The organism is Lacinutrix algicola (assembly GCF_001418085.1).
Lineage (GTDB): Bacteria > Bacteroidota > Bacteroidia > Flavobacteriales > Flavobacteriaceae > Lacinutrix > Lacinutrix algicola.
Window position 1 is genome coordinate 31,317 of record NZ_LIQH01000039.1, and the last position, 12,524, is coordinate 43,840.

Annotated in this window: 12 protein-coding genes; 5 read left to right on the forward strand and 7 right to left on the reverse strand. The window is 31.2% G+C overall.

From position 1 onward, the window contains the following. Positions 1 to 13: 13 nt before the first annotated feature. Positions 14 to 1,762 (forward strand): hypothetical protein, encoded by a 1,749-nt coding sequence (locus ASC41_RS11120; RefSeq protein WP_055436724.1) that lies wholly within the window; start codon positions 14 to 16, stop codon positions 1,760 to 1,762. A gap of 80 nt (positions 1,763 to 1,842) precedes the next feature. Here ASC41_RS11120 and ASC41_RS11125 read toward each other — a convergent pair whose 3' ends face one another. Next, the gene (locus tag ASC41_RS11125) at positions 1,843 to 3,420 is read right to left on the reverse strand and encodes an FMN-binding glutamate synthase family protein (protein ID WP_055436725.1); all 1,578 of its coding nucleotides are present in this window, start codon (positions 3,418 to 3,420) and stop codon (positions 1,843 to 1,845) included. A 155-nt stretch (positions 3,421 to 3,575) separates the two neighbouring features. On the opposite strand from ASC41_RS11125, the gene ASC41_RS11130 reads away from it, so the two are divergent. Further along, on the forward strand, positions 3,576 to 5,144 hold the full coding sequence (locus tag ASC41_RS11130; protein ID WP_055436726.1) for a hypothetical protein: 1,569 nt from the start codon (positions 3,576 to 3,578) through the stop codon (positions 5,142 to 5,144). A gap of 79 nt (positions 5,145 to 5,223) precedes the next feature. Then, positions 5,224 to 7,611, forward strand: coding sequence for an ATP-dependent helicase (locus tag ASC41_RS11135; RefSeq protein ID WP_055436727.1), 2,388 nt, complete (start codon positions 5,224 to 5,226; stop codon positions 7,609 to 7,611). A gap of 270 nt (positions 7,612 to 7,881) precedes the next feature. Here the strand turns inward: ASC41_RS11135 and ASC41_RS17165 are convergent, their stop codons facing one another. Continuing rightward, positions 7,882 to 8,394: a prolyl oligopeptidase family serine peptidase gene (locus ASC41_RS17165; RefSeq protein WP_241489657.1), complete on the reverse strand. Its 513-nt coding sequence runs from the start codon at positions 8,392 to 8,394 to the stop codon at positions 7,882 to 7,884. Further along, positions 8,384 to 8,752 (reverse strand): alpha/beta hydrolase family protein, encoded by a 369-nt coding sequence (locus tag ASC41_RS17170; protein WP_241489658.1) that lies wholly within the window; start codon positions 8,750 to 8,752, stop codon positions 8,384 to 8,386. The genes ASC41_RS17165 and ASC41_RS17170 overlap by 11 nt, the downstream gene beginning before the upstream one ends. Positions 8,753 to 8,800: 48 nt before the next feature. Between ASC41_RS17170 and ASC41_RS11145 the strand changes: the two genes are divergently transcribed. Both ASC41_RS11145 and ASC41_RS11150 read left to right on the forward strand, forming a co-directional pair. Continuing rightward, a complete protein-coding gene (locus tag ASC41_RS11145; RefSeq protein ID WP_055436728.1) occupies positions 8,801 to 9,421 on the forward strand; it encodes an L-threonylcarbamoyladenylate synthase in 621 nt (206 codons plus the stop codon). A gap of 1 nt (position 9,422) precedes the next feature. Beyond that, positions 9,423 to 9,779: a VOC family protein gene (locus ASC41_RS11150; RefSeq protein WP_055436729.1), complete on the forward strand. Its 357-nt coding sequence runs from the start codon at positions 9,423 to 9,425 to the stop codon at positions 9,777 to 9,779. Between the two features lie 66 nt (positions 9,780 to 9,845). On the opposite strand, the gene ASC41_RS11155 is transcribed toward ASC41_RS11150, so the two are convergent. The 4 genes from ASC41_RS11155 to ASC41_RS11170 all read right to left on the reverse strand — a co-directional run bounded on the left by ASC41_RS11155 (position 9,846) and on the right by ASC41_RS11170 (position 12,444). Further along, positions 9,846 to 10,706, reverse strand: coding sequence for an OmpA/MotB family protein (locus tag ASC41_RS11155; RefSeq protein ID WP_055437069.1), 861 nt, complete (start codon positions 10,704 to 10,706; stop codon positions 9,846 to 9,848). A gap of 93 nt (positions 10,707 to 10,799) precedes the next feature. After that, positions 10,800 to 11,789, reverse strand: a complete 990-nt coding sequence (locus tag ASC41_RS11160; RefSeq protein ID WP_055436730.1) for a glycosyltransferase family 2 protein — start codon at positions 11,787 to 11,789, stop codon at positions 10,800 to 10,802. 2 nt (positions 11,790 to 11,791) lie between these two features. Next, positions 11,792 to 11,986, reverse strand: coding sequence for a hypothetical protein (locus ASC41_RS11165; protein ID WP_055436731.1), 195 nt, complete (start codon positions 11,984 to 11,986; stop codon positions 11,792 to 11,794). Then, positions 11,983 to 12,444: a type I restriction enzyme HsdR N-terminal domain-containing protein gene (locus ASC41_RS11170; protein WP_055436732.1), complete on the reverse strand. Its 462-nt coding sequence runs from the start codon at positions 12,442 to 12,444 to the stop codon at positions 11,983 to 11,985. Before ASC41_RS11170 ends, ASC41_RS11165 begins: the two co-directional genes overlap by 4 nt. Between the last annotated feature and the right edge of the window lie 80 nt (positions 12,445 to 12,524).

Genomic DNA, 12,524 nt, shown 5'->3' on the forward strand with positions numbered 1-12,524 from the left:
AAATAGAAATATTATGAAAACCCAAAAAACAACTTCCAGAGTAATGTTAGCATTAATGCTAATGTGTTTCTCTTTTTTTAATTCTTGCGAAAAAAATGAAGGCGTAGATATGCCAACAATTAATAACGGATCTAATTCTAGCGAAATAGATCAAGGCTCTACCATTCAACGCGATTTTATGGGAAGAATCGTTAATGCATCTTCTATGCCATTAGGTAATGTAAATATATCTATAGGAAACAAAACAACCATTACAGACGACAATGGTGTTTTTATGATTGATAATGCATCTGTTAAACAAAAGCAAGCATTTATTACAGCAGAAAAATCAGGTTATTTAAAAGGTATGCGCTCGGTTGTGCCAACACAAGGAGTAAATAACACTAGTATTATGCTTATTGCAGAGAATTTATCAGGTACTGTTGCCTCGGGAGTAGCAAGTGAAGTTAGTTTAGGTAATGGAACTAAAGTAAGTTTTGATGGTGCTTTTAAAGATGAAAGTGGAAGTGCCTATTCTGGTAATGTAGATGTTTATATGTATCATTTAGATCCAGCAAATCCGAACGTAGAAGATGTTATGCCTGGAAATTTACAAGCAATAAACACCGGTAATGAGGAGCGTTTATTAGAAACTTATGGTATGCTTAATGTCGAACTAAAAGGAGATTCTGGACAAAAATTAAATATTGCAGATGGTCATGTAGCAGAAATAGAGATGCCTGTGGATCCAGCGCAAAATGGAGTGGCGCCTTCTACAATACCATTATGGCATTTTGATGAGGTAAATGGATATTGGGTAGAAGATGGTGAAGCTAATTTAATAGGAGGTAAGTATATTGGTGAAGTTTCTCATTTTTCATGGTGGAACTGTGACGCACAGTTTCCTACTGTAACATTATGTTTAAATATTGTAGACAGTTCTAACATACCGTTGTCTAATGTAAAAACCGAATTATGGAGAAGTGGAGCAACTTATGGTAGAGTAGGATATTCTAATGGAGATGGTGAAATATGTGGGTTAATTCCAGCAAATGAAACGTTAACTTTAAAAGCATTCGATTTATGTGGCGTAGAGGTGTTTAGTACTACAGTTGGTCCGTTTTCTACAAATACTAATTATGGAGATGTCGTTATGTCAACTGTTAGTGCAGTAGTAGTTACTGGTAATCTAGTTAATTGCTCTAATAATAATGTTGTAAATGGTTACACAGCTTTACTTTATGGTAGTCAATATGCAGCTGTAGATGTAACAAATGGAAGTTTTTCTTTAAGTGTTATACAATGTCCTTCGTTACCTAGTTTTGAATTGGAAGGTGTAGATTTTGATACTTTCCAAACCACTACAGTATTACCATTTAACTTTAGTAATATAAATGTTGGAAATATAATAGCTTGCTCAACGGTTTCAGAATTTATAACCTTGCAGGTAGATAATAATGCTACAGAATATTATTTAACGAACTTAGGTGCAAATGCATATCAGCAAGGTGTTGGATTTTCAATAGGAGCACAGACTAGTAATGGTTATTTTTATATTGGATCAGACACTATTACGCCTGGTAACTATGCGCTAGATCAATTTGGTTTCGAAGCATCGAGTATAGATTTAGATTATTCAATACCAACCAACTTACAGTTAAATTTATCTAATTATGGAAGCATGGGGAATTATATTGATGCTACTATTAATGGAACATATACAGACAATCAAGGATTAGTAAAGTCACTTTCTGTAACCATACACGTTATAAGAGATAATTAAAGTACTATTTTAATTATATAAGTAAAAAGCCATTTCTGTTTACAGAAATGGCTTTTATTTTTTAAGAATCTCAGATTAATTTAATCTGAGATTTTTATTTTTTGCTTATAATATCCACCTAAATGTTCGCAATCTTTTAAAGATTGCATACCGTTAAAAGGTACGGGTGTTTTTTGATATTGATAAGTAACACTAAGTTCAGAAGATAAATTGTGGTCGTCTACATTTATTTCAATATCACTCATTTTAAATTCACAAGGATGCTCGTAACCTGCAGCATGTGTAATTTCTATAAATTCTTTTCTAAAAGATTTAAAGTATTGTGCAGCACGTTCAGATTTTAGAGGCACATCAATACCACGTTGTAACCATTGGCTCTGCGTAGCAACTCCACTAGGGCATTTGTTAGTATGGCAAACTTGCGCTTGAATACAACCAATACTCATCATAGCTTCACGAGCAACATTAATAACATCTACTCCCATAGAAAAAGCCATGGCAGCTTTACCAGGGAATCCTAATTTACCACTACCAATAAAAACGACTTGTTTTTCTAGTTCTTTTCTCTGAAATAATTTATATAAATCACCAAAACCGTAAACCCAAGGTAAACTAACATGGTCTGCAAAACTTGGAGGTGCAGCACCAGTTCCACCTTCACCACCATCTACAGTAATAAAATCAGGACCTTTCCCTGTGTTTTTCATAATATCTGTAAGCTCTTCCCATTGTTCTAGTTTCCCAATGGCTGCTTTTATACCAACCGGTAAACCAGTTTCTTCAGCTATAGCTTCAATAAAATCAACCATTTCAGGAATAGTATCAAATGCTTTGTGATTTGGTGGAGATAAAACGGTTTTACCAACTTCAACACCACGAATATCTGCAATTTCTTGAGTTATTTTTGCTCCAGGTAAAACACCTCCTTTTCCAGGCTTTGCACCTTGAGAGAGTTTTAATTCTATTGCGCGAATAAAAGGATTATCCTCAACAAGTTTTTTCATCTTTTCCATAGAAAAACCACCATCTTCGGCACGAACACCAAAGTAACCTGTTCCAAAATGGAATACAACATCTCCACCATTACTATGGTAAGGAGATAAACCTCCTTCTCCAGTATTGTGGTATGCTCCAGCCATTTTAGTACCTTTATTAAGGGAGTCTATTGCTCTAGCAGATAACGATCCAAAACTCATTGCAGAAACATTAATAATAGAGGCAGGACGAAAAGGTCTTCTTCGTTTATTATGTGCGCCTATAACTTTAGCACAAGGTAAAAAGTATTTATCTTTATTATTAACGTGATCTTCGGCTAACTTATAAGGTATCATTGCATTATTAATAAAAATATGCTGATGTGCATAAATATCTCGATCTGTACCAAAACCTTCGTAATTGTTTTCGCCTTTTGCAGATGCATAAATCCAACCACGTTCTATACGGTTAAAAGGTAATTCTTCTCTATTATTGGCTACAAAATATTGACGAATTTCTGGTCCAATACTTTCAAACCAATACCTAACATGTCCAACAATTGGGAAGTTATGGCTAATAGTGTGACTACGCTGAAAAACGTCTCGAAGCGCTACAATAGCAATGACTATAATAATCCACAGCCACCAAGAGATGCTAGAAATAAAAGTTAAAAAAGTATCCATTTGTTATATAAATTTTAAATCAAAAGTAAGGATAATCTTTAATTTAGATTATAAATAAATGAATAAAACTGAAAAGAGTAGACAATGCTAGCTACCATTGTTAAAGGTATTTTAAATGTTATTGTAGTTAAGGGACTTAGCTTTATCTTTATAAGATGTCAGATAAGAACAGAAAAATATTTATAGCATTAACGCTTTTTATAAGTCTGCTAATAGTAGGCTTAATTATAGCGAAATCTGTAGTTGAAAATAAAATAGAAAATAACTTAGCTAGCTTACCAGAGCATGTTTCTTTAATGTATGAAAATGTAGACATTAACCTTTTAAGCGGCGATGTTAACCTTGAAAAACCTTTAATAACTATAAAAGGACAAACAACAAAAGAAATTAATACTCAGGTAGATATGCAATCTTTATCTATAAAAGGCTTTAGCTATTGGGATTATTTATTTAATAGTACTTTAAGTATTAGTGATCTAGAATTTAACGCACCCAATGTTGTGTATTATTACAACAAATTAACAGATACAGACAAAGGCAGTCAAACTGTAATGTCTAAATTAAAACAGACTTTAAACATTGAAAATATTATTGTTAATGAAGGAACGTTAGAAGTTTATAATGTTGAAAATGATTCTATAATTAGTAAAATTAATAAGATCGATTTTTTAATGACTAATTTCAGTAAAGATCAATCTACTAAGGCAGGCTCTTTATTCAATTTTGAAACGTCCTCTATAATTATAAATGGTTTAGAGCATCAAGTTGGTGAATATGAAAATTTATTTGTTGATAATTTAAAGATTGATAATAATCAAATAACTTTATCAAACTTAAAGTTTAAAACAAAATATTCAAAAAAAGAACTTTCTAAAGTAATAGAAGTAGAGCGTGATTATTTTGATTTAGAAATACCTAAAATTGAAATTAATAATCAAAAATTAGACTTTAATAACACTAAATTAATAGGTGTGGATTGTGATAATGTAATCATTAATAATCCAAAGTTTAATATTTATAGAGATAAGCTTGTTGTAGATGATTTAGTTGAAAAAGATTTATATAGTAAAATGCTAAGAGATTTAAATTTTAAACTAAATATAAATTTAATAGATATTTTAAACGGAACAATAAGCTATGAGGAAAAAGTGAAAGCAGAGCATATTGCTGGCAAGCTAGACTTTTTAGATTTTAATGCAAAACTGACTAAAATTAGCAATACTTATCTTGATACAGATAAAACTAAAATTGATATTAATTGTAATTTTATGGATAATACTCCGCTAAAAGTAGAGTGGTCTTTTAATGTGAACAATGTTAATGATAATTTTGTTTTTAAAGCCGATTTAGGAAACCTTAATGCAGATAGTCTAAACCAGTTTATGAAGACAAATCTAAATTTAAAATTAGAAGGAGAATTATCCAAAACATTTTTTACAATTGATGGTAATCTTGAGACATCTAATGTGAATTTAAAAACAAAGTATGATAAATTCGATATTATTATACTTAAAGAAAATGGCCAGGAAAAAAATAAATTGCTCTCAAGTTTAATTAATGTGTTTGTTTCAGACAGTAGTAAGGATAAAGCGGATAACTTTAGAAATAGCGATACTAAAGAAGTCGTGAGAGATAAAACAAAGTCCGTTTTTAATTTTGTTTGGAAAAATACACAAGCTGGTTTGCTTTCTGCAATGGCAGGAGATGGTGAAAAAGATGACTAATTGTTTATAATTATTAACAAATACAAGGGATTAAAAGAGTTACATTGGTTATTTTTGTAACCTTAAAAAAACAAGAAATTTGGAAAAGTACTTAAGTCAGTTAAACGAAGCACAATACGAGCCTACAGTTCAAAAAGATGGGCCAATGATTATTATTGCAGGTGCAGGCTCAGGAAAAACACGAGTGTTAACCTACCGTATTGCTTACCTAATGAACCAAGGTGTAGATTCTTTTAACATTCTTGCACTTACTTTTACAAACAAAGCTGCCAAAGAAATGAAAGGCAGAATTGCTGAGATCGTAGGAGATGGAGAAGCAAAAAACCTGTGGATGGGAACTTTTCACTCTGTTTTTGCTAAAATTCTTCGTTTCGAAGGACACCATTTAGGGTTTCCAAGTAACTTTACAATTTACGATACACAAGATTCTCAAAAACTTATGGGCTCTATTATTAGAGAAATGGGTTTAGAGAAAGATATCTATAAAACAAAGCAGGTTTATAGTAGAATCTCTTCTTACAAAAACAGTTTAATAACTGTAAAAGCATATTTTAAAAATCCAGATTTAATTGAGGCCGATGCTATGGCTCGTAGACCAAGAATGGGTGAGATTTACAAAAATTATGTTGATCGTTGTTTTAAAGCAGGAGCAATGGATTTTGATGATTTGTTGCTAAGAACCAACGAGTTATTAACCCGTTTCCCTGAAGTTTTAAGAAAATATCAAGACAAATTTAGATACATATTAGTAGATGAGTATCAAGATACAAACCATTCTCAATACTTAATTGTTAGAGCACTAGCAGATAGATTTCAAAATATTTGTGTGGTAGGTGATGATGCCCAAAGTATTTATGCCTTCCGTGGAGCAAACATTAATAACATCTTAAATTTCCAAAAGGATTATGCCGATGTTAAAATGTATCGCTTAGAGCAAAACTACCGTTCTACAAAAAATATTGTCGGTGCAGCAAACTCGGTTATCGAGCATAACCAAACAAAATTAGATAAAGTAGTTTGGACAGCTAACGATGATGGAGATAAAGTACAAGTTAATCGTTCTTTAACCGATGGTGATGAGGGACGTTTTGTAGCAAGTACTATTTGGGAAGAAAAAATGACAAACCACTTGCAAAACAGTGATTTTGCTATTTTATACCGTACCAACTCACAATCGCGTGCTATGGAAGAAGCTTTGAGAAAAAGAAGTATTCCTTACCGTATTTACGGAGGTTTATCTTTCTATCAAAGAAAAGAAATAAAAGATGTTATAGCTTATTTGCGTTTAGTTTTAAATACTTCAGATGAGGAAGCTTTAAAACGTGTAATCAATTATCCTGGACGTGGTATTGGTCAAACAACTATAGATAGATTAATGGTTGCTGCTAACGAATCTGGTAAAACCATTTTTGGTTTGCTGGAGAATATAGATACCGTAGATATAAATATAAATGGAGGGACCAAAAATAAGCTTAGAGATTTTGTAACGCTTATTAAAAGTTTCCAAGTCATGAATCAAACAGCAAATGCTTTTGATTTAGCAGAATATGTTACAAAAACGACTGGCTTAATAAGAGAGTTTAATAAAGACGGTACTCCAGAAGGTGTTTTACGTTTAGAGAATGTAGAAGAATTATTAAACGGTATTAAGGATTTTGTTGAAGGACAAATGGAAATTGTCGATTCTAAAGATAATTTAGCAGAGTTTTTAGAGGATGTAGCATTGGCAACAGATTTAGATGGCGATAAAGGCGATCCAAACCATGTTGCTTTAATGACTATTCACTCTTCAAAAGGACTAGAGTTTAACCATGTTTTTGTAGTAGGATTGGAGGAAGATTTGTTTCCAAGTGCCATGAGTATGAACAACAGAAGTGAGCTAGAGGAAGAAAGACGATTATTTTACGTAGCTTTGACCAGAGCAGAAAAGAAAGCATATTTAACTTATGCATTGTCTAGATACCGTTGGGGAAAGTTAGTTGACTCAGAACCAAGTCGTTTTATTGAAGAAATCGACGATCAGTTTTTAGATATTACAACACCAATAGAAGAGCGTCGCATAAATCCAATGTTATCAGCAGATATATTTGGAGATGCACCACCAAATAAAATAAGATTTAAAAAAGCAGTACAACCAAAATTTCAAAAGAAAGTGGCAAAGAAGAAAGAACCCGTAAATTTCGAGATAAGCGTACCAAAGAAAATGAAAAAAGCTTCAGAAATTGAAGCTCCAACAAAAGCTGAAGTAGTTGCAAGTGCGAGTGAGAATTCGCGCTTAAGCATAAAAACAGAAGACCTTGTTGTTGGTATGAATGTAAAACATTTAAAATTTGGTAGAGGAGAAGTATTAAGCATCGAAGGCAAAGGTGCAGATGTTAAAGCTGAAATTGACTTTGAATTTGGTGGTAAAAAGAAATTATTACTTCGTTTTGCTAAGCTAGAACGCATACGTACTCGTACGCGTTAATTAGAATTTTAATTACTAAGCCATTTGTTAAGGCTTATTTTTTCTTAGATTAAAAGTTTTAATTGAATTAAAGAAACTGTCTTAATGTTTAAAATATTTAAGTCAATAAGTTTATAATGATGAACTTATTGACTTAATATAACTATTGTTTAAGTTATGAAGACATATAAGACACTATTAATACTTTCGTTTTTTTTATTTTCATTTTTAACTATCAAAGCTCAAGTTTTTACAAAAGAAGCTTTAAAAGATTTTTAAATTTTTAAATTTTTAATGATGGGCTATAATAAAAGACTTCAGTTTTGACCAAGTATCAAATAGGTTAGTTCCAGTCCAACCATGTCCTTCGTTTGGGTAAAAGGTGAATTCATGGATAATATTTAATTCTGTTAATTTGGCATCCATATCTATACCTTGAGAGTTCGGTATTAATTGATCCATTCCTCCATAAAATAAAATAGTAGGAGGAGAAGTTGTTTCTACTTGGTGAAAAGGACTATAAGTTTCTAAAAAAACTGTAGTAGGCGTTAAACCAAAGTAAAGTATTAATTGGTCTATTGGTAATTGTGGATTATTTGCGTAGGCAGTATCAGCTAAATTTGTTGGCCCAACTATACTAGCAACCATTTTGGTGTTATTATCCACATCATAACTATAACTCCATAACATCGCCAAATGTGCACCTGCACTTACACCAATAAAACCAAAATTGTTAGAAATAGAATATTCTTCTTGGTTTAATTTTAAGTGGTTTACAACGGCAGTAATATCATTAAGTTGCATTGGGAAAGGAAGAAACGCCTTGGGATGCTAAACGGTAGTTAATGTTAACTATAGCATATTCAGGAAACTCTTCTTGAGTAATGTCTTTATAAGAATTCATATCTGTTTTGTCACCAGATGTCCAACCACCACCATGAATAAGAATGATAACTTTAGTGTTTAGGTTTCTGTTTTCAGGTAAATAAATATCGTAAACTTGAGAGCTATCATTACCATATGCTATATTTAGTAATTGTTTAGCTTCTAGAGAAGTATCCGAGTTTTGAATGCTTGTGTTGGTATTAGAATCTTCAGTACATGAAAAAAGACTACATAATAGTAATAAAGCTAATAAATAATGAACAGATATTTTTTTCATAAACAAATAAGTATTTACTTTAGTAAACGATAGTTAAAGATACTTATAATGGCAGACTTTATTAGAATTTACGAAGAAAACCCTAATCCTAAGGAGATTAAAAAAGTAATAAACGTTTTAAAAAGAGGAGGATTAATAATTTTCCCTACAGATACTGTTTATGCTTTAGGATGCGATATTAATAATAACAAAGCTTTAGAGCGTATTGCACGGATTAAAGGTGTTAAGTTAGAAAAAGCAAAATTATCTTTTATCTGTCACGATTTAAGTAATTTAAGCGATCATGTAAAGCAGATTGATACGTCTACTTTTAAAATTTTAAAACGAGCATTACCAGGTCCTTATACTTTTATATTACCAGGTTCTAAGTCGTTACCTTCTGTTTTTAAAAAGAAAAAAGAAGTAGGTATTCGTATTCCAAATAACAACATAACCTTAGAGATTGTAAAAGCTTTAGGTAATCCATTAGTTTCTACATCTATTAGAGATGACGATGAAATTTTAGAATATACTACAGATCCAGAGCTAATTCTTGAAAAATGGGATAAACTAGTAGACCTTGTTATAGATGGTGGTTATGGAGGTAACGAAGGCTCTACAATTGTAGATTTATCTAATGAAGAGCCTGTTGTTGTAAGAGAAGGTAAAGGTAGTTTAGAAATTTTTTAAGATGAAGAAACCTACAAACAATACAGTAAATTATATAGAATTTAAGTCAAACAATATTGAAGCAACCAAAGCATTTTATATTAAAGTTTTTGGTTGGAAATTTACAGATTACGGAGAGCACTACACTTCATTTTCTAAAAAAGAATCTGGAATAGATGGAGGTTTCGAAAAAACGGAAGATGCAATTGTTAATGGAGTATTAGTAGTACTCTATCATGAGAATTTAATAGAAGCAAAACAAAATGTTATAGATGCTGGAGGAAAAATTAAAGTCGATATTTTTATGTTTCCTGGCGGTAGTCGATTTCAATTTTTAGATCCATCAGGTAACGAACTTGCGGTATGGACATATAATTAGATATATTAGAAAAAGAAAAAGCCCAATCGTAAGATTGGGCTTTTTTATTATAACTTCTAAAGAGATTTAGTTCTCTTGAGATAAGCTTTTCATTTCCGTTTCAATCATTTCATAGAACTGATCGATTTTTGGTAAAATGTAAATTTTAGTTCTTCTGTTAATAGCTTTATTAGTAGGAGAATCGTTAGCTACTAAAGGTAAATGATCTCCACGACCTGCAGCAATTAATTGTTCTGGTTTAACACCTAATTCTTGTAAAGCTCTTACAATAGAAGTACTACGTTTAACACTTAAATCCCAGTTGTCTAATAAAACACCACCTCTGTTATAAGGTACATTATCTGTATGGCCTTCTACCATTGCTTCAAAATTTGGCTTACCGTTAATTACAGTAGCTACTTTACCAAGAATAGTATTTGCTCTATCGCTAATATTGTAACTTCCTGTTTTAAATAATAACTTGTCAGATAAAGAGATAAAAACAACGCTCTTTTCAACATTAATTTCAATGTCTTCGTCATTTAAACCTACTTCTTTCTTTAAGCTAGTTACTAAAGCTAGTGTTACACTATCTTTTTTAGTTAACGCATCTTGTAATCTTGTAATACGTAAATCTTTTTCTTTTAAGCTTTCTAAAGACTTCTCAACGTTTTTAGCACCTTGCGTTGTTAAAACCGTCATGTCTTTAGTACTTTCAATTAAAGCTAAATTATTAGATTTCATGTCTGCTAAGCGTTCACGAAGTTCTTTAATACGTGCTGCCGAGGCTGCCTCGTCTGCTAAACAGCTATTTAGTTTAACAGTTGCTGTATTTAAAAGGTCTTGAGTTTCTTTCTGCTTTGTTTCAAGTGCCATAAAGTCTTTTTTAGAGACACAAGAACTTAAAGTTAATAGTGCTACTGCACTAAATATCATTAGTTTTTTCATAATCATTTTAGAATAAAATTAAATTTAAACAGTTCAAAAATAGAGAATTTTAAAATGTTAAAAGAAGTATTAACAAAATTTTTGCTAAAACGGTTACAAATTGGAGAAGTACCTTTTTTTATTAGCAAAATAAGACCACACCACAGATTTTATGTTGTAATAATTGCTTTTCTTTTGCAGCTTCTTTCTTTGTTTTAATAATTTAGGCAAACGAGTGTAAAAGCTAAAATGTGCTTTTAAAATAGCTGCTATGTGAGCGAATTTAAATGCTATTAAAAATTTAAAAGCTGCTAAACCATCTAAAGTTAATCTAATAAAAAGTAGAATAAAAATATTACCTGAGGCATTTTTAGTAAGGGTAGCAAGGCTATTTCTAAAATTTAAATATGTTTTTTTAGGATTGGTAGAACTAAGCGTGGCACCTCCAACATGGTAGACTGTAGATTCTGAAATATATTTAGATACATAACCTAAATTAAATGCGCGCCAACACAAATCTATTTCTTCCATGTGTGCAAAAAACGATTCGTCGAAACCATTTAAAGTATTAAAGACATCTTTTCTAATAAAAAAACAAGCTCCAGAAGCCCAAAATATTTCAGAATTAATATTGTATTGTCCTTTGTCTTCTTCAATAGTATCAAAAATGCGTCCGCGACAATAGGGATAACCATATTTGTCTATAAAACCACCAGCAGCACCAGCATATTCAAAATGAGTTTTCTTTTTGTAGTCTAGTATTTTAGGTTGAATAATAGCGGTGTTACTTTCCGTTTTAAACGTATTTAAAATAGGAGAGATCCAATTTTTGGTAACTTCTATATCGCTATTAACCAAACAAAAAATATCTTCCTCTAAATGCTTTAAGGCATCATTATAACCTTTAGCATAACCTCCGTTTTCTTTGTTTCTAATGATTTTTATTTCAGGAAAATTAGAAGTTACAAAAGCGATAGAATCATCTGTAGATGCATTATCAGCGACATAAATAGTTGCTTCTTGAGAATGTTCGAGAATAGAAGGAAGGAACTTTTGTAAAAGTGCTTTTCCGTTCCAATTTAATATGACTACTGCTATTTTCAATTTTAAATTAAGTTATAAATTATTATTGGTAATGCAATTATTATAAGCCCAAGCGCTCCATTTAACTCAATGTTTTCATCATGAAGTTCTTTAAATGTTTTTTCAGATTTCCAAAATCTAGAAATTAACCATCTAAAGCCCGCTCCTGGATAAGAGAAAACTATATATGCTAATATTTCAATTAAGAATTCTATCATTTTTTTTTATACTGCTCACTGTAATCTGGAATATCCTCTAGAAAACCATACTTCTCGGCTTCAAAATCCATAACACAATAATAATGGTTTAATCCATTAGTTACCATAAGATATGTTGCGTTTAATGCTAGGTTATAACGTGCTACTTGATCGAAAGTATCTTGTTTAATTTTTATTTTTGGTGCTTTACACTCAACAATTAAGTGAATACTACCATCTGGATTAAAAATAACAATGTCGTAACGCTTTTTTAAATCGTTGACTTTAAGCTCTTTTTCTACGTTTATAAGTGATTTAGGATAACCTTTTACATCCATTAAATATTGAACACAATGCTGTCTTACCCATTCTTCGGGTTGTAGAATCACAAACTTTTTACGAATAGCATCGAATATAGATACTTTATTTTCGCTATTTTTGAAACGAAACGTAAACTTCGGAAAATTGAGTACTTGCATCAAAGCAATTTATAGTTTTTTCAAAGTTAAGCTTCAACAATCAAAAACCAAATAACAAGGACTATTTATTCGTTCAATTT

Bases quoted from the DNA above. Each gene is read 5' to 3' on its own strand.
- ASC41_RS11120 (WP_055436724.1), top strand. From the start codon at position 14: ATGAAAACCCAAAAAACAACTTCCAGAGTAATGTTAGCATTAATGCTA.
- ASC41_RS11125 (WP_055436725.1), bottom strand. From the start codon at position 3,420: ATGGATACTTTTTTAACTTTTATTTCTAGCATCTCTTGGTGGCTGTGG.
- ASC41_RS11130 (WP_055436726.1), top strand. From the start codon at position 3,576: ATGTCAGATAAGAACAGAAAAATATTTATAGCATTAACGCTTTTTATA.
- ASC41_RS17165 (WP_241489657.1), bottom strand. From the start codon at position 8,394: ATGCAACTTAATGATATTACTGCCGTTGTAAACCACTTAAAATTAAAC.
- ASC41_RS17170 (WP_241489658.1), bottom strand. From the start codon at position 8,752: ATGAAAAAAATATCTGTTCATTATTTATTAGCTTTATTACTATTATGT.
- ASC41_RS11145 (WP_055436728.1), top strand. From the start codon at position 8,801: ATGGCAGACTTTATTAGAATTTACGAAGAAAACCCTAATCCTAAGGAG.
- ASC41_RS11150 (WP_055436729.1), top strand. From the start codon at position 9,423: ATGAAGAAACCTACAAACAATACAGTAAATTATATAGAATTTAAGTCA.
- ASC41_RS11155 (WP_055437069.1), bottom strand. From the start codon at position 10,706: ATGAAAAAACTAATGATATTTAGTGCAGTAGCACTATTAACTTTAAGT.
- ASC41_RS11165 (WP_055436731.1), bottom strand. From the start codon at position 11,986: ATGATAGAATTCTTAATTGAAATATTAGCATATATAGTTTTCTCTTAT.
- ASC41_RS11170 (WP_055436732.1), bottom strand. From the start codon at position 12,444: ATGCAAGTACTCAATTTTCCGAAGTTTACGTTTCGTTTCAAAAATAGC.